The 24,409-nt window shown below is 71.1% G+C and carries 18 protein-coding genes; 11 read left to right on the top strand and 7 right to left on the bottom strand.

Annotated elements, in window-relative coordinates:
* Nucleotides 1-183 precede the first annotated feature (183 nt).
* On the top strand, nucleotides 184-957 hold the full coding sequence (locus tag ACFYWM_RS36490; protein ID WP_389923661.1) for an SDR family NAD(P)-dependent oxidoreductase: 774 nt from the start codon (nucleotides 184-186) through the stop codon (nucleotides 955-957).
* A gap of 325 nt (nucleotides 958-1,282) precedes the next feature.
* Nucleotides 1,283-1,756 (top strand): hypothetical protein, encoded by a 474-nt coding sequence (locus ACFYWM_RS36485; RefSeq protein WP_389923658.1) that lies wholly within the window; start codon nucleotides 1,283-1,285, stop codon nucleotides 1,754-1,756.
* 369 nt (nucleotides 1,757-2,125) lie between these two features.
* Here ACFYWM_RS36485 and ACFYWM_RS36480 read toward each other — a convergent pair whose 3' ends face one another.
* From ACFYWM_RS36480 to ACFYWM_RS36470, 3 genes are all read right to left on the bottom strand, one after another.
* The gene (locus ACFYWM_RS36480; protein WP_389923655.1) at nucleotides 2,126-2,557 is read right to left on the bottom strand and encodes a hypothetical protein; all 432 of its coding nucleotides are present in this window, start codon (nucleotides 2,555-2,557) and stop codon (nucleotides 2,126-2,128) included.
* Between the two features lie 312 nt (nucleotides 2,558-2,869).
* Nucleotides 2,870-4,756 (bottom strand): ricin-type beta-trefoil lectin domain protein, encoded by a 1,887-nt coding sequence (locus tag ACFYWM_RS36475; RefSeq protein ID WP_389923653.1) that lies wholly within the window; start codon nucleotides 4,754-4,756, stop codon nucleotides 2,870-2,872.
* Between the two features lie 243 nt (nucleotides 4,757-4,999).
* Entirely contained in the window at nucleotides 5,000-6,025 is a 1,026-nt protein-coding gene (locus ACFYWM_RS36470) for a LacI family DNA-binding transcriptional regulator (protein ID WP_389923650.1), read from the bottom strand.
* Between the two features lie 1,242 nt (nucleotides 6,026-7,267).
* Here ACFYWM_RS36470 and ACFYWM_RS36465 point away from each other — a divergent pair.
* Together ACFYWM_RS36465 and ACFYWM_RS36460 are read left to right on the top strand one after the other, a co-directional pair.
* Complete coding sequence (locus tag ACFYWM_RS36465; protein WP_389923647.1) at nucleotides 7,268-9,433, top strand: ATP-dependent RecD-like DNA helicase; 2,166 nt, start codon at nucleotides 7,268-7,270, stop codon at nucleotides 9,431-9,433.
* Nucleotides 9,434-9,794: 361 nt separating this feature from the next.
* The gene (locus ACFYWM_RS36460; protein ID WP_389923644.1) at nucleotides 9,795-11,096 is read left to right on the top strand and encodes a ThuA domain-containing protein; all 1,302 of its coding nucleotides are present in this window, start codon (nucleotides 9,795-9,797) and stop codon (nucleotides 11,094-11,096) included.
* Between the two features lie 67 nt (nucleotides 11,097-11,163).
* On the opposite strand, the gene ACFYWM_RS36455 is transcribed toward ACFYWM_RS36460, so the two are convergent.
* Nucleotides 11,164-12,393 carry a serine hydrolase domain-containing protein gene (locus ACFYWM_RS36455; protein ID WP_389923641.1) on the bottom strand — a complete coding sequence of 410 codons (1,230 nt, stop codon included), beginning with the start codon at nucleotides 12,391-12,393 and terminating at the stop codon, nucleotides 11,164-11,166.
* A 385-nt stretch (nucleotides 12,394-12,778) separates the two neighbouring features.
* Here ACFYWM_RS36455 and ACFYWM_RS36450 point away from each other — a divergent pair, with 385 nt between their 5' ends.
* From ACFYWM_RS36450 to ACFYWM_RS36430, 5 genes are all read left to right on the top strand, one after another.
* Nucleotides 12,779-13,501 (top strand): helix-turn-helix domain-containing protein, encoded by a 723-nt coding sequence (locus ACFYWM_RS36450; protein ID WP_389923639.1) that lies wholly within the window; start codon nucleotides 12,779-12,781, stop codon nucleotides 13,499-13,501.
* A gap of 245 nt (nucleotides 13,502-13,746) precedes the next feature.
* A complete protein-coding gene (locus tag ACFYWM_RS36445) occupies nucleotides 13,747-14,154 on the top strand; it encodes a molybdopterin-binding protein (protein ID WP_389923636.1) in 408 nt (135 codons plus the stop codon).
* Between the two features lie 223 nt (nucleotides 14,155-14,377).
* On the top strand, nucleotides 14,378-15,112 hold the full coding sequence (locus ACFYWM_RS36440) for an ABC transporter permease (RefSeq protein WP_389923742.1): 735 nt from the start codon (nucleotides 14,378-14,380) through the stop codon (nucleotides 15,110-15,112).
* Complete coding sequence (locus ACFYWM_RS36435) at nucleotides 15,109-16,140, top strand: ABC transporter ATP-binding protein (protein ID WP_389923633.1); 1,032 nt, start codon at nucleotides 15,109-15,111, stop codon at nucleotides 16,138-16,140. Before ACFYWM_RS36440 ends, ACFYWM_RS36435 begins: the two co-directional genes overlap by 4 nt.
* 132 nt (nucleotides 16,141-16,272) lie before the next feature.
* A complete protein-coding gene (locus ACFYWM_RS36430; RefSeq protein ID WP_389923630.1) occupies nucleotides 16,273-17,130 on the top strand; it encodes an NAD(P)-dependent oxidoreductase in 858 nt (285 codons plus the stop codon).
* 57 nt (nucleotides 17,131-17,187) lie between these two features.
* Here the strand turns inward: ACFYWM_RS36430 and ACFYWM_RS36425 are convergent, their stop codons facing one another.
* Nucleotides 17,188-18,324, bottom strand: a complete 1,137-nt coding sequence (locus tag ACFYWM_RS36425) for a serine hydrolase domain-containing protein (protein ID WP_389923627.1) — start codon at nucleotides 18,322-18,324, stop codon at nucleotides 17,188-17,190.
* Between the two features lie 190 nt (nucleotides 18,325-18,514).
* Nucleotides 18,515-19,027, bottom strand: a complete 513-nt coding sequence (locus tag ACFYWM_RS36420) for a DUF1772 domain-containing protein (protein ID WP_389923624.1) — start codon at nucleotides 19,025-19,027, stop codon at nucleotides 18,515-18,517.
* Nucleotides 19,028-19,419: 392 nt separating this feature from the next.
* On the opposite strand from ACFYWM_RS36420, the gene ACFYWM_RS36415 reads away from it, so the two are divergent.
* Nucleotides 19,420-20,376, top strand: a complete 957-nt coding sequence (locus ACFYWM_RS36415) for a cupin domain-containing protein (protein ID WP_389923621.1) — start codon at nucleotides 19,420-19,422, stop codon at nucleotides 20,374-20,376.
* 234 nt (nucleotides 20,377-20,610) lie between these two features.
* Here ACFYWM_RS36415 and ACFYWM_RS36410 read toward each other — a convergent pair whose 3' ends face one another.
* Nucleotides 20,611-21,537 (bottom strand): hypothetical protein, encoded by a 927-nt coding sequence (locus tag ACFYWM_RS36410; protein WP_389923618.1) that lies wholly within the window; start codon nucleotides 21,535-21,537, stop codon nucleotides 20,611-20,613.
* A gap of 525 nt (nucleotides 21,538-22,062) precedes the next feature.
* On the opposite strand from ACFYWM_RS36410, the gene ACFYWM_RS36405 reads away from it, so the two are divergent.
* The gene (locus ACFYWM_RS36405) at nucleotides 22,063-23,964 is read left to right on the top strand and encodes a glycoside hydrolase family 15 protein (RefSeq protein ID WP_389923615.1); all 1,902 of its coding nucleotides are present in this window, start codon (nucleotides 22,063-22,065) and stop codon (nucleotides 23,962-23,964) included.
* Nucleotides 23,965-24,409 lie beyond the last annotated feature (445 nt).

Below are 24,409 nucleotides of genomic sequence, written 5' to 3'. Positions count from 1 at the left end.
CCGCGGCGGCGCATTGCCACCCCGGACGGCCGGCGAAGGTACCGAGGCCGCCGCCCGGGGTGGGTGATCGTTCGAAGAGCCGGGTCAGGGCGTGGGCGATGTGGGTAGTCGACCGTGAGCGTGACGGCGGGCCGGGTGCCCGCCCGCGCCGGCGATAGTTCTCGATCTTGCCAGGAGGTGGATGTGGGGCGTTCCTACGTCGTGACAGGAGGCGGCCAGGGCATCGGCCGCGCGATCGTCGAGCGGCTTCTCGGAGACGCGGACATCGTCGTCGTCATCGAACTCGACCCCGCGGCGCTCGCGTGGACCCGCGGCCACCCGGCCGGTTCCCGGGTGGTCGCCGTGGTCGGCGACGCCGCGGACGAGGCCGTCACGGAGCGGGCCGCCGATCTGGCGCAGGCCGCGGGCGTGCTCACCGGCTGGGTGAACAACGCCGCGGTGTTCCGCGACGCCTCGGTGCACGAGGTGCCGGCGCGCGAGATCCTGGATCTCATCGCGCTGAACCTCGACCCCGCCGTCGTCGGGTGCGCCACGGCGATCCGCCGCTTCCTGGCGGCGGGCCGAGGCGGTGCGATCGTCAACGTCTCCTCGCACCAGGCCCAGCGGGCCGTTCGCGGAGCCCTGCCGTACGTGACGGCCAAGGCGGCCACCGAGGGGCTGACCCGGGCGCTGGCCGTCGACTACGGGCCGCTGGGCGTTCGCGTCAACACCGTCGCGCTGGGTTCGATCGGCACGGAACGGTACGAGGCGTTCCTCGACCGGCAGGAACCCGCGACGGCCGGGCGCATCCAGGACGAGATGCGCCTGCTCCACCCTCTGGGCAGGGTGGGACGCCCGGAGGAGGTGGCGGCGGCCGTCGCGTACCTGCTGTCGGACGACGCGAGCTTCGTCAACGGGGTGGTCATGCCCGTCGACGGCGGACGGTCGGTGCTCGCGCGCGATCCCGAGGAGACCTGACGACCGGCGGCGGGAGACGGCGCCGGTGACCCCGGGCGCCCGTCGAACCGCCCGTCGCTGGAGGTCCCACCGCTGGGGTGTGCCGGGTCATCGCTCTCGCCGGTCTCGCCGGTCTCGCCGGTCTCGCCGGTCTGGCCGGGATGCCGGGCCGGAGGGCTTTGTGTGTCGTAATGCACGTTCGGGCTTATGTGTGCGTTTGTACGCAGAACGGGACTTTCCTTCTGCCTAATGTCAGTGCTGTCCGGAGCGCGCAGCACTGAGGAAGCGCACCGGACGCAGGTCACACAGGTTGTTCCCGAACACCCTCGCTCAAAGGAAGAATCCCATGCGCAAGCTTCGCAGCGTCCTTGCCGGTGCGGCTCTGGCCGGCGCCCTGGCGGCCGGTGTCGTCGCCGCCCCCGCCCAGGCGGCCACCGCGACCACCTCCGCCACCGCGGGCACGGCCTCGATCGCCCAGGCGCAGTACGAGAAGCACTGGTTCTCCGGCTACTCCAGCTTCGGCCGCGGCGAGTCGCGCGGCGAGCGCTCCTATTACAAGGGCTACTGGTACTACTCCAACGGCCGCTACTACTTCGACATCGACACCTGGGACCGCGACCGCGACCGGGAGAAGACCTTCATCGACTTCTACTACCACGACGACCGCGGCTGGCACAACCGCCGCTTCAACACCGGCGGTCACCACGGGTGGAAGTTCAGCTACAGCGCCAAGGGCGGCTTCGACGGCTTCCGCGTCCGCGTCGGCGAGGGCCACTCCGGCCACTTCGACTGGGGCAACTACCACCGCGACTCCTTCTGACCTTCCCGTGAGGTCATGAACCGCACCACACTCGACGCCGAACCGGCGGAGGCAGTCGCCTCCGCCGGTTCGGCGTTGTTCATCAAAAACCGGACCCACGAGCCGGCCGGCTTCGACGAGCCGTCTCCCGGCGGGGAACACGCCTGGTCTCGTGGCCGCGACCGGGGAGGTCGCCGGCCGCCCCGGCCCGACCACGCGTACCAGGGGCCGGAGATGGGCGGCAAGGGGTTCCCGTGCCGCGAGCGGAGGTTGCGGGGGTGGTCGTGCCGGGAGGGGAGGTTCCGGGTCCTGCCGGGGTCCCCGGGGGCCAGGAGGTGTGCCGTCCTGGTCGTGGTCCCGGGGACTCCGGCCCGTGTCACCCGTTCGGGGTCACGAGGAGTGGGAGATGAGGCACCTCTTGAGCGTCTCCCTGGAGTTCTGCCGCTGCGGTGTCATCTTCTGCAGAGCCGCGTCGCGCACCTGCACGTACTTGGCTCCGGCGGCGTTGTAGGCGTCCACTATCTTCTTCGCGGCGGGGTCCAGTCCCGGTGCCTTGACACCGAGCTGCTGCAGAGCCGCCTTCTGGGAGAGCTGGTCGACGTTCCCGGTGGTGCCGGCCTTCAGCAGGGCGTTGTGGGCGGCCTTGACCTCCGGAAGGGAGTCGACGTTGATGAGGGCGTCCTCGGCGTTCATCAGCGCGAGCTGTTCCTGCGCGCAGGGGGCCGGGGCGGTCGCGGCGTTGGCGGTGGTCGCGCCGACGGTGGTCAGTGCGGCGAGAAGGCCGAGGGCGGCCAGCGCCGTCGCGGTGGTGCGGGTGTGCATGGGGTGCTCCCGTGAGTACTGAGGGTTTATTTGCATGGGACCTCATGCACCGTAATCACTGTGGGTAATCGCATCGACGCCTAAAGTTGGCGTCAAGGGCCGCGGGCCACCGGCCGCGACCGAGGGGGCGGCGCCGGCGGACCACGGCGAGAACGCCGCCACGGAAACGTTCGCAGGCCGGAGGGCTCCGGAAGGGGCACGGCGCGGACTCCTCGTCGGAGGGCTCGCGCGGGAAGGCCGGGCCCGTGTCTCCCGCACCGCGCGGCGGGCGCGAACCTCCGTCCGGAGGTCCGCGCCCGTGGTCCGCTCAGGTCAGGACACCGTCCACTTCTGGTTCGCGCCACCGGTGCACGTCCACAGCTGCAGGCGGGCGCCGTCGGCGCTGGTGTTGCCCGTGACGTCCACGCACTTGTTCGCGGCGGGGTTCACCAGGTCCCTGGTGGTGGGATTGTAGGTCCACTGCTGGTTGGGGCCGCCGAAGCACGTCCACAGCTGGAGCTGGCTGCCGTTGGCCGTGCCGTTGCCGACGACGTCCAGGCACTTGCCGAGCACGCGGAGCGTGCCGTCGCCGGGGCGGGTCCACTGCTGGGCGGCGGTGCCGTTGCAGGTGTAGAGCTGCACGGCGGTGCCGTCGGCGCTGCTCGCGCCCGCGACGTCCACGCACTTGCCGGCCAGGCCGGTGATGGCGCCGCCTCCGGGGTTGCCGGGGTTGCCGCTCGGCGTGCCGGACCAGGTGAAGGTGGCGGTGGTACGGGCCGGAAGGGAGTACGTGAACGACTGGCCGCCCCAGTTGACCCGGACGGACTGGGCCGAGGTGCCGCGGTTGTGCGCGATCAGGGCCTTGGAGCCGTCGGTGTTGCGCCAGGCGACGTTCTGGATCGTGGCGTTGGCGGTGGAGTCGATCCGGAACGCCCCGGGCCTGACGAACTTCGTGAGGTGGCCGGTCGTGTAGTACTCGATGGTGTTGTCGACCTGACCCGCGCGGGAGCCGCCCTCCTGGACGGTGACCAGGCCGGTGCAGACGTTGCAGCCGCCGTTGTGCGGGCCCATGTTCTGGTTGAGGGCGAGGCTCCACTTGACGAGGCTGCCGCTCCAGTTGCGGGCGTAGTTGACGATGTCGGCGAGGTCCTCGTTGTGCTGGTTGCCGATCCAGGTGCCACCCGAGTGCTCGGTGCTGAACTGGCGTACGGCCGGATACTGGTTGTGCACCTGGGTGCCGATCGCCGGGTCGCCGCCGTAGCCGTGCCAGGCGATGCCGCCGAACAGGGGGTCGTTGCGCACGCCCGCGTCGTTCAGCACGCCGGCGCCCATGGCGGCGTAGTCGCCGTAGTTCCAGTCGTGGACGAGGACCTTGGTCGTGATGCCCGCGGCGCGGAAGGCCGGGTAGACGTGGTTCTTGGTGAACTCGGCCAGCCCGGAGGAGTTCCAGCTCATCCCGGGATAGTTCATCGCGGTCGGGTTGCCCGCCTGGCAGCAGTTGGGCTCGTTCTGCACGGAGATGTAGTCGACCGGGACACCGGCGTTCTGGTAGCTCTGGACGTACTTGACCAGGTACTGGGCGTACGTGGGATAGTGCTCGAACTTGAGCCAGCCCATCTGGTCCATCCGGCCGTTGTCCTTCATCCAGCCGGGGGCGCTCCACGGTACGCCCTTGACGCGCAGGGCCGGGTTGAGCGACTTGGCCTGCTGGGTGAGCAGGCGCACGTTGGTGTCGTACCCGTTGGCGCCGAAGTCGTTGAGGTCGCAGCAGGTGTCGTCGAGCGAGACGTGGCCGGGGCGCGAGAGGTCGGAGGCGCCGATCGGGTTGCGCACGAACGACAGGCCGATGCCGTCGGTGGGGTGGAAGAGCCTGCGCATCACCGCGTCGCGGGTGGCCGCGCTGACCGGGCCGCCGCGCAGCAGGTAGGCGGTGGTGTCGGTGATCGAGGCTCCGCCGCCCTCGAACTGCTGGTAGGTGGTGCCCTCGTTGACGGTGATGGTGTGGTTGGCACTGCCTCCGGCGGGGCCGAAGGCGATGGGGGACTGCTGCTGGAGACCCCGCGTGACGGTCCGGCCGCCGGCGTCGGACGTGGTGGTGAGCCAGATGTTCACGGGCTCGTTGGCGGCCAGGGCGGGAGTGGCGGCGACAGGTCCCGTCGCCCACAGGGCGGCGGCGCAGGCCAGGGCGAGGGTGAGGGCCCGGCGAGGTGGTCGAGGCACGGCAGGGGGTCCTTTCGGGGGGTGTGATCGGGCCCGCGACGTCCCGGGCCGTTCGCTGCTGGATACGCGCTTCATCCCGGGGACCGTCGCTGTAACCGATGTAACAGATAAGAAACTTTTCTGTTGCACGACAGGACAACACATGTGGAAAACGGTTGTCAAGGCCCGGAAACGCCGGGGTCTGCACGTGCCTTACGGCGCTTACGGCAGGTGCTGTTGATGAAACAAATGAAACAAATGCTCTCAGCGGGGAACGGGACCGGTGGAGCCGCGGACGATCACATCGGTCCCCAGGGAGACGTGCAGGGCCTCCAGCGTGTGCCGGCTGAGCAGCCGCATCAGCAGCGTGACCGCCATCCGGCCCATCTCCTGCAAGGGCTGGCGCACCGTGGTCAGCGTCGGCAGGGTAGCCCGGCCGAGGTCGAGGTCGTCGAACCCCGCGATCGACAGGTCGCCGGGAACGGTCAGGCCGCGCTCGGCCGCCGCCCACAGCGCGCCGACCGCCATCTTGTCGTTGAACGCGACCAGCGCCGTCGGCCGCTCGGGCAGGTCCAGCAGCTCGCAGGCCGCGCGGTAGCCGTTCTCCGAGTTGGGTTCGCGCACGCTGCGCAGCAGCTCGGCCGACGGCAGGACGCCGACGTCGGCGAGCGACGCGGTGTATCCCGCCAGCCTGGCCTCGCTGGGCAGCCACTTCACCGGGCCGCCGACGATGCCGACCCGGCGGTGACCGAGCCCGACCACGTGCGCCATCAGCTTGCGCGCGCCCGCGAAGTGCGCGGCCGACACCGCCACGATGTCCTTGGGAGGCGGCGTCCTGGGGTCGATCACCACGAAGGGGAACCGCCGGTCGCGGAGCCGTACGAGCTCCTCGCCCGGCTCCGGGGGGAGGATCAGGATCGCCCCCGCGATGTCGGGGCGGTCGGGCAGGCCCGCGAGCGCCGGGGTGTGCTGGGCGGACTCCCCGGTGCTCAGGATCATCTGGCCGCCGTGCAGCTCGATGGTCTCGCCGACCGAGGAGACGATGAGCCCGAAGTAGTCGGTCAGCAGGTAGGGGCAGCGCACGTAGACGGTGCCGCCGGCCGTCGTCTCCTGTCCGGCGCGCGGCCGGGGCGCCTGGTCCCCGAGGCGGCCGATGGCCCGCAGCACCAGCTCCCGGGTGCGCGGGGCGACGTTGGCCTGCCCGTTCAGGACCCGCGAGACGGTGGCGATGGACAGGCCGGTCTCCGCCGCGACGTCGCGCACGGTCGCGCGCGTCCCGGGCCGAGCCATGTGTGCCCCCTGGTAGCCGTGTCCCTGCCGTCAGCATAACCAGCGCCGACAGGAAGCGACGGAGAGACGTCCTCCCCTCGGGCCGACGGCCACGGACCCCGAATCGACGCCTGCGGACTCCCGGACCGATGGCTGCGAACCGCCCGGACCGACGACTGCAAATCACGCGGACCGATGGCTGCGAACCGCCCGGACCGACGACTGCGAACCGCCTGGATCGACGACTGCGAACCCTCGCGCCGACGACTGTGAACCCCGGATCGACGGCTGAGAAAAGCGGAGAAAACGGTCGATTCCATCGGTGCGACAGCGTCGTCAACCGATTCCCGACAAGCCATCCGACTTGCTGGGATCCAGTTTGCCGTTAGCAGGTAAGGCCGGTGCGAGCATCGTCGAAGAGTCAGAACCGATCATGACATCTGGGGGAAAAATGCTTCGAAAACTGGTCCTGGCCGCGGTCATCGCGGCGGGATCGCCGGCCATAACGACCACGGCGTGGGCGGACGGGACGCCGTCCGTCGCGGCGGCCAAGCCGGCCGCCGCCGCCACCGCGCAGGAGGCCGGTACGTGCGGTCCTCCCGGATCGCCGTGCGCGGCGGTCAACTGCGGACCGGGCCGCGTCTGCGTCCCCTCGCCCAGGCAGTGCTTCACCACACCGTGCCCGCAGTACGACTGCGTGCCCGCGCCGGGTTACCCGGGCGGCCACCCGGGTGGTTACCCGGGTGGCTATCCCGGATACCCCAGCGGTTACCCGGGCCAGTGGGACCCGCCCTACCCGGGCTGGCGTCCTCCCTACCCGGGCTGGCGTCCTCCCTACCCCGGATGGCGTCCTCCCTATCCGGGGTGGCGTCCTCCGTACCCGGTCGGCTATCCGGGCTGGCGGCCCCCGTACCCGGGCTGGCGTCCTCCGTACCCGGGGTGGCGGCCCCCGTACCCCGGATGGCGTCCTCCGCACCCGAGCCCGCGGCCTCCGTACCCCGGTCCGCGGCCTCCTCAGCCAGGACCGGGGCCCATGCCCCACTGGCGGGTGGCGAGCCAGCCGGTGATCGCCCCCGGCGGGGGTGTCTGACCTCTGACGGCGGCAGGCGACCACCCGGGCCGGGCGCGTAGCCGCCCGGCCCTCACCTCCGACGGCATCGTCCATCGCCGTCCCGGGACGTCACGGCTTGTGGGGACCCCGGGTGAGCTGGTCTGATGTGCGAAGGATGAGGTGAGGCCAGTACGGAGGGGTTGCTTTCTGCCGTGGAGGCATCTGTCGAGCAGCTGGTGTACGTCCGCGAGGACGAGTACACGATCGCGCGGATGAGCGCCGAGGGCGTGCCCGGCTTCGTCGCCTCCGGCCGGGCCCTGGGCGGGGTCCAGCCGGGGGAGACGCTCAGGCTCGTCGGCGAGTGGGGCGAGCATCCGCGGCACGGCAGGCGCTTCGAGGTCGTCGCGTGCGAGCGGCTGGTACCGGCCACGGTCCGGGCCATCCGCATCTATCTGGGCTCCGGCCTGATCCGCGGCATCGGGCCGAGGCTCGCCCACGCCATCGTGAGCCACTTCGGCGAGGCGACGCTGACGGTCATCGACACCGAGCCGGAACGGCTCACCGAGGTCGTCAACATCGGACCCACGCGGCAGGCCCAGATCGCCGACGCGTGGGAGGAGCAGAAGGCGATCGCCGAGCTCATGGTGGTCCTGCAGGGCTTCGGGATCAGCCCGCTGCTCGCGGCGAAGATATACCAGGTCTTCGGGGCCGACTCGGGGGAGATCCTCACCTCCGACCCGTACCGGCTCATCGGCAAGGTCAGGGGCATCGCGTTCGGCACCGCCGACAGGATCGCCCTGCGGTCGGGGGTCCCCGAGCACAGCCCGCAGCGGATCAAGGCGGCGATCCTGGACAGGCTGGAGACGGCGGCGAGCCGCGACGGGCACTGTTACGTACGGCTGGTCGCGCTGGTCGCCCAGTCCGCGGAGCTCGTCGAGCAGGACCACGAGCTCGTCGGCCGGATGGTCGACGCCCTCGTCGCCGACCGCCGCGTGGTCGTCGAGGCGTCGCCGGACGGCCACGGGACGGCCGTGGTCTATCTGAAGGAGACGCACAGCCGGGAGCTCACGCTGACCGCCCAGCTGACCAGGCTCTGGGAGGCCGCCTCGACGCTGCCCATGCGCACCTTCCAGGAGGACCCCGGGCTGGACGAGGACCAGCGGGCAGCGGTGAACATGGCGCTCACCAGCACCGTGTCCATCCTCACCGGCGGTCCCGGCTGCGGGAAGAGCCACACCGTCAAGACCGTCGCGGCGACGGTACGGGCGATGGGCGGCACGGTGACCCTCACCGCGCCGACCGGTAAGGCGGCCAAGCGCCTGTCGGAGCTCACCGGCCTGCCCGCGATGACCGTGCACCGGATGCTGGCCCACCGGCCCGACCCCGAGAGCGGCACGCTGTTCGAGCAGACGCCCGCGCAGGCCGACCTGATCGTGGTCGACGAGGCGTCCATGCTGGACCTGAGCCTGGCCACCCGGCTCACCGCGGCCGTCCAGCCCGGCAGCCACCTGCTCGTCGTGGGCGACAGCGACCAGCTTCCCAGCATCGCCCCCGGCAGCGTGCTGGCCGACCTGCTGCGGGTCGAGGCGATCGCGCGGATGCGCCTGACGAAGGTCTTCCGCCAGGCGGAGGGCAGCGGCATCATCCAGGCCGCCCGGCGGGTCAGGGCGGGCGAGGTGCCCGCGCTCCCCGGCGGGGGAGGTTTCTGGTTCGAGGAGGTCGACGACCCCGAGCGGGTCGCTGAGCGGGTGATGCACCTGGCGACGGTGGCGATCCCGCGCAAGCAGGGGGTGAGCCCGGACCAGGTCCAGGTGCTGTGCCCGATGCGCAGGGGACTGACGGGGACCGCCGAGCTCGGCCGCATGATCCAGGAGCGGCTCAACCCGGCTCGCGAGGGAGTCGCCGAGCACTGGTCGGGTGCCTCCGCCTTCCGGGTCGGCGACCGTGTCATGCCGATCCGCAACAACTACGACAAGGGCGTCTTCAACGGCGACACCGGTACGGTCACCGCCATCACTCCCGAGGACCGGCTCGTCGAGATCCGTACCGACGACGGGCAGACCGTGAAGTACGGCTTCGGCGAGCTCGACGAGCTCACCCACACGTACGCCATCAGTGTCCACCGCTCCCAGGGCAGCGAGTATCCCTTCGTGGTCGCGCCGCTCGTCACCGAGTCCGGGGGCGTGATGCTGCGCCGCAAGCTGCTCTACACCCTGCTCACCCGGGCGCGTTCGTGGGTGGTCGTCGTCGGCGAGCGCAAGGCGCTGGAGATGGCCGTCGGCAGGCTGGACCACCGCCGCAACACCGGGCTCGCCCGCAGGCTCGCGCTGAGCCTCGGCGCGGACCTGCGGTACGAGTCCGCCCCCGCCCTCGACTGAACGCGGTTTGAACCGCTCGGGACCGGCTCGCGTAGTCATGTCGGGTGACGCTTCCGCGAACGTGGTCAGTCATGCCGGGCGGTGCTTCCGCGTACGCGGGAGTCTTGCCGGGTGGCGCTTCCGTGAACGTGGGCAGTTTTGCCAAGCGGCGCTTCCGCGTACGCGCTGGGCGCCGCCCCGTCCGTGCGCGTATTTCCCGGCTTCGCGATCTTCTTGACATTTTTTCTTCACATAACTTGAATTAAGTTAGACAAGAACCGTCCTCGGCTTGCCGAAGTTGTTGGTAACGCCGGTCTCCGTTATGCCCGTGGGCGGGGCGGGCTTCGCCTTTGTCGTTCGTCGCGAGACAGAGGAAATGTAGATGACCAGGAAAAACATGGTCAGCACGGCGAGGACGTGGGTGCGGCTGTTCGCCGTGCTCGCCCTCGCGCTCGGCCTCACCACCCTTCCGGCCGGAGGGAGCGCGGGGGCGTCGGCCGCCCCGAGCTTCAAGGTGATCGCCTTCTACAACGGGGTGTACGACGCGGCCCACGTCGACTTCGTCAAGGAGGCCAACCGCTGGTTCCCGCAGCTGGCCGCGCAGCACAACTTCTCCTACACCTCGACCAACAACTGGAGCCAGCTGAACGCGAGCAACCTCCAGCAGTACCAGGTGGTCATCTTCCTGGACGACCTGCCGCAGAACGCCGCCCAGCGCTCGGCGTTCGAGCAGTACATGCGTAACGGCGGGGCGTGGATGGGCTTCCACGTGAGCGCGTTCAACACCAACGCCCAGAGCTGGTCGTGGTACCACAACGAGCTCCTCGGCACCGGCGCGTTCCGGTCCAACACCTGGGGCCCCACCTCGGTGACCATGCGCACGGAGGGCGGGGCGCACCCCTCCACGGCGCGGCTGCCCGCCACCTTCACCTCGTCGGTCAGCGAGTGGTACAGCTGGACCAACGACCTGAGGAACAACGCGAACATCAGGATCCTCGGGTCGATCGACCAGTCGAGCTTCCCGGTCGGCACGGACCCCAACCAGACCTGGTACAGCGGCTACTACCCGATCATGTGGACCAACCGCAACTACAAGATGCTGTACGCGAACTTCGGCCACAACGCCATGAACTACACCAACAACACCCCGCTGTCGTCCACGTTCGCCAGTGAGGTGCAAAACCGGTTCGTCATCGACGGCCTGCTGTGGCTGGGCGGCGGGAGCACCCCGCCCCCGACCGACACCATCTCGCCGACCGCCTGGTACAGCCTCGCCAACCGCGCCAGCGGCAAGTGCGTGGACGCCCGCGCGGCCGCCTCGGCCAACGGCACCGCGATCCAGCAGTACACCTGCAACGGCACCCTCGCCCAGCAGTTCCAGGTCCAGCCGACCAGCGGCGGCTTCGCGCGGCTCAACAACCGCAACAACAGCGCCCAGGTCATCGACGTGAAGGACGTCTCCAGCGCCGACGGCGCCCTCCTGCAGCTGTGGTTGTACGGCGGCGGCAACAACCAGCAGTGGCAGGCGGTGTCGGAGGGCGGCGGCTACTTCCACTTCGTCAGCCGTCTCAGCGGCAAGTGCCTGAGCGTGCCGGGCTCCTCGACGGCCGACAGCGTCCAGCTGGCGCAGAGCACCTGTAACGGCGGCGCCGCCCAGTCGTTCCGCATCTCCGAGCAGGCCTAGCCTCCCGTGCGCCCGTCCTTTCCCGCCGATCGGTAAAGGACGGGCGCACCGGGTGCGAGCCCGGATGTCAGTCGTCGATCGCCTGGTAGAGCGTGGTCCAGAAGTCGTGGATGAGCCGCGCCGGATCCGGGACCGACATCCCGACCTGGGCGAGCAGGATGCCGACGAGCCCGTTGCGCGGGTCGGCGTAGGTCGAGGTGCCGCTTCCGCCGTCCCAGCCGAACTGGCCGACGGGCGCGTAGTCGCCCCGGTAGGTGCGCACCGCCATCCCCATGCCCCAGCCGCCGTGCTGACCCTGGCCGAACGACACGTGAACGTTGTCGACGGCCATGGCGTGCCGGGCGGCCTGCTGCTCGGGCGTGAGGCGGTTGGTGGTCATCAGCTCGACGGCGGGCCGGGACAGGACGCGTTCGCCCCCGTGCGTCCCGCCGTTCAGCAGCATCCGGAAGTAGGCGTGGTAGTCGTCGGCGGTGGAGACCAGCCCGCCGCCACCGCCCTGGAACGCCGGAGGCTCGCTCCACCGTCCACCCGCGGCCTCGTCCCACACGACGAACTCTCCGGTCCGCGGGTCGGGGGCGTAGAGGGCCGGCAGCCGGTCGATCCTGTCGGCGGGCACGTGGAAACCGGTGTCCTTCATGCCCAGCGGTTCGAGGACGCGCTCGCGCAGGAACGTCTCGAACGACCGGCCGGAGACCCTGGCCACCAGCACGGCGAGCACGTCGTGGCTGATCTGGTACTGCCAGCGCTCCCCGGGCTGGTGCATCAGCGGGAGCGTGCCGAGGCGGCGCATCCACTCGTCCGGCTCGGGCATCGGCGTCGGCAGGTCGGGCGTGAGCCCCTGCTCGAAGACCGCGCCCATGATCGGGGCGCCCAGCGCCGTCATGTCCATGCCGAGCCCGAACGTGGAGGTGAGCAGGTCCCGTACGGTGATCGGCCGCCGCGCCGGCACGGTGTCGTCCAGCGGGCCGTCGATCCGCCTCAGCACCTGACGGTCGGCGAGTTCGGGCAGCCACGGCTCCACCGGGTCGTCCAGCCGCAACCTGCACTCGTCGACCAGGACCATCGCCGCCGCCATCGCCACCGGCTTGGTCGTGGAGGCCATCCGGAAGATGGTGTCGCGGCGCATCGGCGCGCCACCGTCGTGGCGCATCGTCCCCAACGCCTCGACGTGCGTCTCCTCACCCCGGCCGACCAGGGCGACGAGGCCGGGAATCCTCCTGGACTCGACATGCCGGGCCAGCACGTCACGCAGCCTGCGCAGCCCCGCCTCGGAGAAGCCGCCGTTGCCTTTTTCCATCATGAATCCCCTCGCGCACAGTGTTCGAGCACAGTGTTCGATCCGCGAGGCCCATCCCGGCGTGACGCCCGTGGCCTCGGCGAGCTGGAGCTCGGTCGCGGGATTTCCTCCGCGGCGCCACCGGCGCTCGCGAACGTTCGGAAATCCCTGAACGTCTGCGACAGTACATTGCATTCATAAATCTCGCAACACTCTAAATTACTTGTACTGCCTGTTTTGAAGGGCTTAATGAGCTTCTATTGCAATGAGTGTGACGCTGAATGCAATGGGGAGCCAGAGCGGGCGTTGCAATGAACTGAGCGTGAATGCATACTGTGCAGCGGAGCGTGCCGGGACGTCGAGGTCCGCGCGTGTCGACAGGTCGACGGATGGGAGACGAGCACCGATGCCCGGAGGCAGACTGACCGGCCAGGATCGGCAGCACATCGCCGCGGGGCTGGCCGAGGGACTCGGATACACCGAGATCGGCAAGCGCCTGGGGCGGCCCGCCTCGACCATCATGCGGGAGGTCACCCGCAACGGCGGACCCGACGACTACGGGGCGGACCGGGCGCACGAGGCCACGCGGCGTCGTGCGCGCCGGCAGAGGCAGGATCGGCCTCCCGCGCCGCCGGTCCCCGACGGCGGCCACGGGCGTGACCCCCGGGCGGTGCAGGACTTCACGGAGTCCTTCACCACCCTCCTCATCCAGCAGGGCCTGCCCCGGATGGAGGCGAGGGTGCTCGCCTGCCTGTACATCACCGACTCCGGCGACCTGACCGCCGCCGACCTGGTGAAGCGGCTTCGCGTCAGCCCGGCGTCGATCTCGCACGCCGTCGCCTTCCTCGAACGGCAGGGAATGCTCAAGCGGGAACGGGTTCCCGGCGCGCGGCGTGAACGCTATGTCATCGACGACGGGATCTGGCTCCCGTCCCTCCTCGCGGCCCTGCGGATGAACGAGGACCTGGCGGCCGCGTCGCGGCGCGGAGCCGAGATCCTCGGGCCCGCGACCCCGGCGGGCGCCCGCTTCGAGTCCTCCGCCGAACTCCTTCTCCTCCTGAGCGAGGCCTTCCGGCAGGTCATGGAGCAGTGGCAGCGGAACCTGGCCGCCCGGAACGCCGAGGGATAGCGGGACGTCGCCCGGATCCCGGTGCCGCTGGAGATCACCGACGGTACGCCGGACGGGATGCGCGTCGGCCGCTCACCGGTGTCCCGGTGTGCCGGTGTGCCGATGTGAGCGTTTCCCCGGGGGAGGGAAAGGGTCCTCCAGATCGTCCGGGCTCGCAGGAGCGGTGACGTGACACAGGATCGCGGCGCGACTGCCATGGGGGAGGGGCATATGGGTGTGAATACGCGAAGGTATGGTGATTGTTCGTGACGACGTTTCGGATCAGCGACGCCGCCGCGCTGCTGGGGGTGAGCCCCGACACGGTCCGCCGGTGGGTGGACGCCGGGCGGCTCGCGGCCCGGCGGGACGAGCACGGCCACCGGATGGTGGAGGGCGCCGACCTGGCGGCGTTCGCGCGCGCCCAGATCGAGTCCGAGGACGGTACGGGACACTCCTCGGCCCGGAACCGCTTCCGCGGGATCGTGACCGAAGTGATCAGGGACGCGGTGATGGCCCAGGTGGAGATCGCCGCGGGGCCGTACCGGGTGGTGTCGCTGATGAGCCGCCAGGCCGCCGACGAACTGGGCCTGGAGGTGGGAGTGATGGCGGTCGCCGTGATCAAGTCCACCAACGTGGTCGTGGAGATCGCCGACCACGCCCGTACGACGAGTTGACGGCGCCGTGAGCGGTCCGCCCGGTGGCGTGACGGGGAGCCCGCCCGGTGGCGCGGCGGGTGGTCCGGCCGGGGGCGTGCCGGATGGCGGTGCGCGGCGCGGTGCGGTGAGTGGTCTGACCGGCGGTCCGCCCGGCGGTCCGTCCGGCGGTTCTTTCGGTGGTCCTTCCGGTGGGGTGGCGGGTCGCCTGCCCTGGGTGCTGGTGCTGCCCGCGGTGGCGGGCATGCTCTTCCTGACGCTGCCGCTGGCCGGGCTGCTGGTCCGCGCCCCCTGGTCCACCTTGGCGGAGAGGCTGGGCGAGCCGCAGGTGCTGGAGGCGCTGCGCCTGTCGCTGGTGACCGCGACCGTGGCCACGCTGGTGTGCCTGCTGCTCGGCGTACCGCTGGCGTGGATGCTGGCACGCGTCGCCTTCCCCGGCCGCCGTCTGGTGCGGGCGCTGGTCACCGTCCCCCTCGTGCTGCCCCCGGTGGTCGGCGGGGTCGCCCTGCTGCTCGTCCTGGGCCGGCGCGGCCTGGTCGGCCAGTGGCTGGACTCCACCTTCGGTGTCACCCTGCCGTTCACCACGGCCGGGGTCGTCATCGCGGAGACGTTCGTCGCCATGCCGTTCCTGGTCATCAGCGTCGAGGGCGCGCTGCGCGCCGCCGACCCGCGCTTCGAGGAGGCCGCCGCGACGCTGGGCGCCTCCCGCTGGACCATCTTCCGCCGCGTCACCCTGCCCCTGATCGCCCCCGGCGTCGTCGCGGGCGCCGTACTGTGCTGGGCTCGCGCGCTGGGTGAGTTCGGGGCCACCATCACCTTCGCCGGCAACTTCCCCGGCCGGACCCAGACCATGCCGCTGGCCGTGTACCTCGCCCTGGAGACCGAACCCGAGGCCGCCATCGTGCTCAGTCTCGTCCTGCTCACCGTCTCGGTGGTCATCCTGGCCGGCCTGCGCGACCGGTGGGTGAGCGGCCCGTGACCCTGAACGCCCACCTTGTCGTCACCCGGCCCCGTTTCCACCTGGACATCGAACTGGAGGTCGCCGCGGGCGAGGTCGTCGCCCTCCTTGGCCCCAACGGCGCGGGCAAGACCACGGCGCTGCGCGCGCTGGCCGGGCTCACCGCCCTGTCCGGAGGGCGGATCCTCCTGGACGGCGAGGCGCTGCACACCCTCGCGTCCGAACGTCGCCCGATCGGCATGGTCTTCCAGGACTACCTGCTCTTCCCGCACCTGTCGGCCCTGGACAACGTCGCCTTCGGGCCTCGCTGCCGAGGCGCCTCCAGGGCGGAGGCGCGGCGCGGTGCCGCCGCCTGGCTGGAGCGCGTCGGCCTGACCGGGCATGTCGCGGCGAAACCCCGGCAGCTGTCGGGCGGTCAGGCCCAGCGCGTCGCCCTGGCCCGCGCCCTCGCCGTGGGGCCCCGCCTGCTGCTGCTGGACGAGCCGCTGGCCGCCCTCGACGCCCACACCCGCCTGGAGATCCGCTCCCAGCTCCGCCGGCACCTGGCGGACTTCGACGGCGCGACCGTCCTGGTCACCCACGATCCGCTGGACGCGATGGTGCTCGCCGACCAGCTGGTCGTCATCGAGAACGGCGCCGTCGTGCAGCGCGGCACCCCCGCGGAGGTCGCCCGGCGCCCGCGCACCGACTACGTCGCCCGCCTGGTCGGCCTCAACCTCTACCGGGGTCTCGCGGCGGGACGACAGGTCACCGTCGGGGAGGTGAGCTTCAGCGTCGCCGAGCATCTGGACGGTCCCGCGTTCGTCGCCTTCGGGCCCGGCGCGGTCGCGCTCTACCGGACCCGCCCGGACGGCACCCCGCGCAACCTCTGGGAGGCCACGATCGAGGGTATCGAGCGGCACGGCGACAACGTCCGCATCCACCTGGAGGGGCCGATCGCCGCCTCGGCCGACGTCACCCCCGCCGCCGTCGCGGACCTCGACCTGACCTCGGGACAGCGGATCTGGGCGGCCGTCAAGGCCACCGAGACCCACGCCTACCCGGCCTGAGCCTTCCCGGCACGTGCTCGCCCGGCCTGAAACCCCGTGACGCCGTCGCGTGACGCCACCATGACGCCGCCCGCGTGGCGGCCCGGGTCACCCGGACCCACGAGGGCACAATGGCGTGAGGGGGGATGATCTATGCACGTCGCTGTACTCGGGATGGGCATGATGGGGCGGGCACTGACCCGGCGGCTGCTGGAGTGCGGCTTCCCGGTCACGGTGTGGAACCGCACGCCGGGGCGGGCGGAGGACCTGGTGGGCCTCGGTGCCGTCGAGGCGTCCTCGCCCGCCGAGGCCGCGCGGGGGGCCGAAGGGGTGCTGCTGTCACTCGCCGACGACCAGGCGGTGCGCGAGGTGATGTCGCGGCTGGCCGGAACCGGCTCCGACGGGCCCGTCGTGGCCGACACGAGCACCGTCGCCCCGGACACGGCCCGCGCGCTGCGGGACATGGCCCCCGGGGGCCGGTTCGTGGCCGCGCCCGTCATCGGGTGGCCGCCGGCCGTCGCCGAGGGGCGGGCGTCGGTCCTGCTGGGGGGCGAGCGTGAGGTCACCGACGTGCTGAAGCCGGTGTGGTCGGAGGTGTTCGCCGCCCACTCCTACTGCGGCCGGGACCCCGGCGCGGCGCTCGCCTTCAAGCTGCTGAACAACTACCTGCTGATGACCGGGATCGCCGCGCTCTCCGAGGTGGCCGCCACGGGCCTGGCGGCGGGCCTCGACGAGACGCTGCTGCACGACTTCCTCCTCACCTGGCCCACCGTCGCCCCCGCACTGCACAACCGGGTCGACGACGTCGTGAGCGGCGACCACCAGGGGTGGTTCACGACCAGGCTCGCCGCCAAGGACGTGCGGCTCGCCGTCGACCTGGCGGGCTCGGCGGGCGTCGACCTGCCGATCGCCCGGCTGGTCGAGCGGCGCTACGAGGAGGCGGCCGAGCGCGGCTGGGGTGACGCGGACATCGGCGCGGTCATCGAACTGCTACGCGCCCGACCGCGCTAGCGTCACCCGTCATCGCGTCCGTCACCGCGCTCGTCGCCGTGTTTGTCGCCGCGTCCGTCAGCGGGTTCTCACCACCTCGGCGGCCACGGCGCGGAACGCGGTCAGCGCCTCGCGCTGGTCGTTGGCCGAGGCGGAGAGGGACGACTTGACGATGACCACCTCCTGCCTGGGAGAGACGTAGATGTACTGCCCGCCGAATCCGGCGGCCAGGAAGTCTCCCCGGTCGCCGTCGCCGAGCCACCAGTGCAGCCCGTAACCGGGATTGAAGGAGGCTGAGGGCTTGGCCGACATCCTGACCCAGGAGCGCGGTACGACCTGGCGTCCTCCCGCCTTCCCGTCACGGAGATAGAGCAGGCCGAATCGGGCGAAGTCCCGATCGGTGGCGTGGTAGCAGCAGTAACCGAGGCTGTCGCCGCTGGAGTCCTTGTCGACGCGCGCCGTCGACTCCATACCGGCGGGCTTCCAGATCTTCTCCTCCACATACCGGTGGTACGGCGTGCCCGTGGCCCGGCTGACGAGTTCGGCGAGTACGAAGGAGTTCATGCTCGTGTACTCGAACCTGCTGCCGGGCTCCCAGCCGCGCACCTGCCGCGCCGCGATCTTCCCGACCGGCCGACCCCGGTTCGCGGCCATCTGCACCTTCGGTATGTCGGAGCGCTCGTCCCAGGCGATTCCCGAGGACATTCGCAACAGGTTCCGGACGGACACCCCGTCGTACCCCGAGCCGCGCAGTTCGGGCAGGTAACGGGTCACCGGGTCGTCGATCGAGCGGATGTGCCCCTCATGCAGGGCGATGCCGATCGCGGCCGACGTGAAGGACTTCGCCATCGACCAGGACTGGAACCGGGTGTCGCGATCGGCCTTGACGTAGCGCTCCGCCACGATGCGCCGTCCGTCCAGGACGACGAAGCCGTTGGTCCTCGTACGCGCGAGGAAGTCGCCGAGCGTGCGCCTGCCTCCCTCGTAGGTGTAGGTCACCGAGAGCCTCCTCGGGGCGCTCCGCAGCTCGACCGGACGCGCCGAAGGCCGTAGGAGGTCGAAGGAGCCCGCTCCGGCGACGTCCGGCGCGGCCGCCGTGAGGGGGACGGACGCGGCTCGGGGCAGGGTGCGGGCCGGGGCCGGGGCCGTCGAGCAGGCCAGCGTGAGTGCGGCGATCGTCGCGACGGCGGGTCCTCGCAGGCGATGGATTCTCATGTCTCCCCCGGATGGGTCCGGATACGGGTGGGCCACTCGCGTACGGCGGGTAGCACGGCGCACTTTCGCCGCGTGACAACGAGCGCAGGATCGCGGGGTCGTCGTCGACGGTGAGAACCCGGTACCTGGTACCCGGTCATCGACGGGCTCCCGTGCGTGTCGGTGGTCAGGAGGCGTGGTCAGGCTTCGATCATGACCCGTTCGGCAGGCCGGTGCGCCCGTACACGACGAGGGCCCAGGTGATGCAGCCGAAGGCGGCCACGCACGCCAGCGTACGGACGAGGTTCCAGCGGACCCACGCCGCCTCGAACCGCTCACGTACCGCCGCGAGGTCGGCGACGCGGTCGGGGTCCCCGGCCGCGTCGAGCGCGTTGTTGAGCGGCACGTTGATCCCCATCGTGATGGCGAGCATCACCACGTACAGGACGAGCGCGGCCACGATCCAGGGCAGCACGGGCCGTCCGTCCGCCTGGAGGTGGAGTACCGCGGACAGGGCGGTCAGCACCAGCGCGCCGCCGAAGCAGGCGGCGAACCAGCCGTTGAGGATCGCCACGTTGATCCGCTGCATCGTGCTGACGAAGGTCCGGTCGTCCGTCCGGGCCAGACCGGGCATGACGGAGCAGGCGTAGGAGTAGAAGAGACCCGCTACGAGTCCCATGGTGATGGCCGCCGCGACCAGCGCGACGCCTCGGAAGATCAACATCACGTTCTCCTTGGCTGTCGGGGGTGGGGATCCCGGCGGCGGGATCGGACATGCTCACCGCCGGGTGCTCGGGTGCTCGCGACAGGAACGGGAGGGGGAGAGGCTGGGGTGGGACGTGCTCGGGTGGGGGACTCCCGCCGTCCCGTCGTCAGCCCCAGACCCCGGTGGCGGTGACCTCCCGTGCGTAGTCACCGAAATTCGCGGGGCTCCCGGCCCAGGGCGCGTGGTGGGCCGCTCCACCACGCGGCGGCCGGTCTTGCCCGTGCCGCCGAGGACCAGCGTCGTGTTCCTCTCATACGTTTTTTCTGTCACGGGACCAGTGAACCGGCCAGGAGTGAGACGGGCCATGGTCGATAAGCGCAATTCCATGTTTCAGCGTCTAAAGTGAAGCCGTGGACGCACTCACCGACCTCCTGGACGGCCCGAGGGCCAGGGGAGCGTTCCTGCTCCGCTCGATCCTGAACCCGCCCTGGTCCCTGCGGATCCAGGACCGGGCGCCGCTCGCCCTGACGGCCATGGTGCGGGGCGAGGCGTGGGTGATCCCCGACGACGGCGACCCGGTGCGCCTGGGGCCCGGGGACGTCGCGATCATCCTCGGCCCCGATCCCTACACGGTCGCCGACGATCCGGCCACACCACCCGATGTGGTGATCCATCCGGGCCAGCACTGCACCACCCTCGACGGGCGCAGCCTGGCTCAGGAGATGACCCTCGGCGTTCGGACCTGGGGAAACGACCCCGACGGGTCGACGGTGCTCCTCACCGGCGCCTACCAGATGCGCGGGGAGGTCAGCCGGCGCCTGCTGGAGGCGCTGCCCCAGCTGCTGGTCCTTCCCGAGGACGCCTGGGACTGCCCCATCATCCCGCTGCTCGGCGTCGAGATCGTCAAGGACGAGCCGGGGCAGGAGGCGGTGCTCGACCGGTTGCTCGACCTGCTGCTCATCGCGGTCCTGCGGGCCTGGTTCTCCCGCCCGGAGGCGGGGGCCCCCGCTTGGTACCGCGCCCACAGCGACCCGGTGGTGGGCAAGGCCCTGCGCATGCTGCACGGCGACCCGGCGCATCCATGGACGGTGGCCACGCTGGCCGCGGGAGCCGGCGTCTCCCGCGCCGCCCTGGCCCGCCGCTTCACCGAGCTGGTGGGCGAGCCGCCCATGGCGTTCCTCACCGGCTGGCGGCTTGCCATGGCCGCCGACCTGCTGCGCGAGACCGACGCCACCGTCGGCGCGGTGGCCACGCAGGTCGGCTACGGCAGCGCGTTCGCGCTCAGCACCGCCTTCAAGCGCGAACGCGGCGTCAGCCCCCAGGAGCACCGCAACAGAGCCCAGCCGTCCTCGGCGTCGCCGGGGTGACCACGCCACCGGGCACGCTCGCGCCGCGGTTCAGCCGCCCTTGGCGTCGCCGGGGGGACCACGCCACCGGGCACGCTCGCGTCGCGGTTCAGCCGCCCTTGGCGTCGCCGGGGTGATCACGCCACCGGGCACGCTCGCGTCGCGGTTCGGCCGTTCTCGGCGTCGCCGGGGGGACCACGCCGCCGGCACGCTCGCGCGGCGGGTCCCGGCGGACGTGAGTCAGGTGGCAGGTGGTCAGAACAGCCAGTCGAGCAGGCCGCCCCGGCCGCCGCCGCCAGAGTCGCCGCCCGTCCCGGTGTCCTGCGGCGGCGGCGGTGCCGTCGTCGGCTCCTGGCTCGGCGTGGCGCTCTCCGTGGGGACCTGCTCCGTCGGCGAGGGTTCGGGCGCGGAGGTGATCCGCGAGTTCGAGGTCGGGTCCTCCCGGGAGGCCTCCTGCTCGGCCTCCTCGCTGGAGGTCGTCGGGCGGGTCTCCTTCGGCGGGGCGCTGCGGGTCGCCGACGGCCGGGTGGAGGGCTCCTGGGGCCGGGGAGCCCTGCTGGGGGCGGTCGTGGGTTCGTCGGCCGTCGGCGGCTCGTCGGACGGCTCCGCGGTCTCCTCCTCGGGCCGGGGCGCCGGCGTCTCCGAGGGCACCTGCGGCAGGTCGGCCACCGAGCACCGCGCGCCGGGCGAGCACGTGGTGCCGGTCTCCCCGCTCAGGGAGGCGGAGAGCAGCCAGCCGCCCGCGACTCCCGCGACCACGACGCCGCCCACGACCGCCAGCAGGATCCTGCTCTTGCTCCTGCCCTTGCGGCGGCGCTCCTCGTAGGGATCGGTCTCCTCGCGCCAGCCCGACCCGAGGAAGCCGCGCGACGGCGTCACCTCGTCGTCATCGCGGTAGAGGGGACCGTCGGACGTGATGTCGGTGTCGCCCACCTCGCGGCGCTCGTTGGGATAGACCATCTCCCGGGACCCGTCGGCCCGGAGGATCTCCCGGGACCCGTCGACGTGGACGATCACCTGGGACCCGTCGCCGGGCGTGAGCTCCGGAAGGTCGATCTCGTTCCATCCGTCCGACAACACGTCGCCGGCGGGACGTTCGGGTTCGTACTGGGCCGGTCCGAGGGGACCGGTCTGCTCGCGAGGATCTTCCTCGTACGATCCTTGGATATCGTCGCGCCCCACGATGACCCTCTCTGACGTGAACCTTGGTCGGGCATCTTGATAGCAGATTCGACAGCAACTTGTCCGAAAAGTTCACATACAGCTGGGAATAATGTGACTTATGGGGTTGTGTTGGAAGCCGAGAGTGGACCGAGCCATTCCTCGCTGAGCGGCGGATATCAAGGGGTCGGGAGCCGAGGCCGGAAGTCGAGACGAAGATCCGGGACGAAGGTCCGAGACGAGCGCCGGACCCCGTACCGACGGAGAGCCGGACCGGTTCCCGCACCACGGGGAAACGGGCCGAAACCCGGATCAACCGCACCAGGGCAACCAAGGAAATCCGCCCGCACCGTGGCGCGGTACGGCCCCCGCCGCGAGAGGCGAAGAGGGCACGGACACGCCTGATCAGGCGAAAGACGTGCTTGACCCCGGCAGGCGGGGTAGGAAGGGCGCCTGAGGTCCTTCTCCGTTCAGAAGGCCTTCCAGGGCGTTCGAGAGCGTTCGAGGGCCTTCCAGGGCGGAGTTCTCCACACTCAAGGAGAGCCGATGACAACGGATCCGACGGCGGGCGCGCTGCCCGGCCCCTCGCCCTTCCCGCCCATCGCCGACTACGGGTTCCTGTCCGACTGCGAGGTCACCGCCCTGGTCGCCCCGAGCGGGACCGTCGAGTGGCTCTGCCTGCCGCGGATGGACTCGCCCAGTGTCTTCGCCGCCATCCTCGACCGGGGCGCGGGAGGCTTCCGCCTCGGCCCAGCCGACCTGAGGGTGCCCGCCGCGCGCCGCTACCTGCCCGGCACCATGATCCTGGAGACGAGCTGGGGCACCCCCACCGGCTGGGTCATCGTGCGTGACGTGCTGCTCATGGGCCCCTGGCACCACGACGGCGAGCTCTCCCGTACGCACAGGAGGGCGCCGACCGACTACGACGCCTCCCACGTGCTGCTCCGCACGGTGCGCTGTGTCAGCGGGGAGGTGCAGATCACGCTCGACTGCGAGCCGATCCTCGACTACGGCCGAAGGCCCGCCCGCTGGTCGTACACCGACAGGGGCTACCACCAGGGCGTCGCGACCGCCGAGGGGGAGAGCCTGGAGCTGCGGCTCACCACCGACATGCGTCTGGGGTTCGAAAGAGGGCGCGCGATGGCGCGCACCCTCCTCAAGGAGGGCGACACGCGTTTCTGCGCGCTGTCCTGGACCCCGCACGAGCCGCCGTACACCTTCCAGGACGCCTACGAGCGGCTCGTGTGGACCGCCCACCACTGGCAGCACTGGCTCGCCAGGGGCGCCTTCCCCGACCACGCCTGGCGGAGATACCTGGAGCGCAGCGCCCTTACCCTCAAGGGCCTCACCTTCGCCCCCACGGGCGCCCTCATCGCGGCCTCGACCACCTCCCTGCCCGAGACGCCGGGCGGCGACCGCAACTGGGACTACCGCTACGCCTGGATCAGGGACTCGACCTTCGCCCTCTGGGGCCTGTACACCCTGGGCTTCGACTGGGAGGCCGACGACTTCTTCTGGTTCATGGCCGACGTGGCGGAGCGGGACGAGGAACTCCAGGTCATGTACGGCATCGACGGCGAGTGCGAGCTGGACGAGCACATCCTCGACCACCTCAGCGGGTACGAGGGCGCCAGGCCCGTCAGGATCGGCAACGCCGCCTACCGGCACCGCCAGAACGACGTCTGGGGCGCCATCCTCGACTCCTTCTACATCCACACCCGGTCGCGGGACCGCCTGGACGAGCGGATCTGGCCCATCCTGAAGCGGCAGGTCGAGTCCGCCATCAGGCAGTGGCGGGAGCCCGACCGCGGCATATGGGAGGTACGCGGCGAGCCCCGGCACTTCACCTCCTCGAAGGTCATGTGCTGGGTGGCGACCGACAGGGGGGCCAGGCTCGCCCGGCTCAGGGAGGAGCCGGAGCTGGCCGCGCGCTGGCAGGCGGCCGCCGACGAGATCCACGCCGACGTGTGCGCCCAGGGCGTCGGCGAGCGCGGGATCTTCAAGCAGCACTACGACAGCGACGTCCTCGACGCGTCGCTCCTGCTCATCCCGCTGGTGCGCTTCCTGCCGCCCGACGACCCCAGGGTCCGCGCCACCGTGCTGGCCATCGCCGACGAGCTGACCGCCGACGACCTGGTCCTGCGCTACGAGACGAAGGACACGGACGACGGCCTGACCGGGGAGGAGGGCACCTTCGCGATCTGCTCGTTCTGGCTCGTCTCGGCACTGACGGAGATCGGGGAGCACGCCCGCGCCCGCAGGCTCTGCGAGAGGGTGCTCTCCTTCGCCAGCGCCCTCGGCCTCTACGCCGAGGAGATCGACCCGGTGACCGGGCGCCACCTCGGCAACTTCCCCCAGGCCTTCACCCATCTGGCGCTCATCAACGCGGTCATCCACATCATCCGCGCCGAGAGCGGGCAGCTCCCCCCGACCAGCTGGCCGTCATGACCTCTCGTCGTCCCCGGGTGTCCGGCCGTGCCCCGCCGCGTCTCGCCGTGCCCCGTGACGCCCCTCGGGTGCGCCGACGTGCGAGGTCGCCGGATGCCTGACTAGGCTTTCCGGTATGAACCGTCGAGTGATTGCCATAGTGGTGCTCGTCGGCCTGCTCGCGACGAGCGGTCTGTCCGTGGTGCTGGCCTGGGGGCTGAGCGGCTGAGCGCCGCGTGACGCCCCGATCTCGGCAGCGCGAGAGTCCGGACGAGGGAATCCGGGAGTGTGCGGGGCCCGGGAACGCGCCGGGATCCGTGAGGGCGGCCGATCGGCGAGTGCGTCCGGATCCGTGAGGCCCGGAAGAATCGTCGGGAGGTCCGGGCGGACGGCCGAAGAGATGGGTGTGCCCGGATCCGAGAGGGTGGACGACCGAAATGCGTCCGGATCCGTGACAGCGGCTGAT

The sequence above is a fragment of the Streptosporangium sp. NPDC002721 genome, assembly GCF_042888905.1.
In the GTDB taxonomy this organism is placed as follows: domain Bacteria; phylum Actinomycetota; class Actinomycetes; order Streptosporangiales; family Streptosporangiaceae; genus Streptosporangium.
Note: the sequence above shows the minus strand (reverse complement) of the source record. Positions and strands in the feature narration are given on the sequence as shown.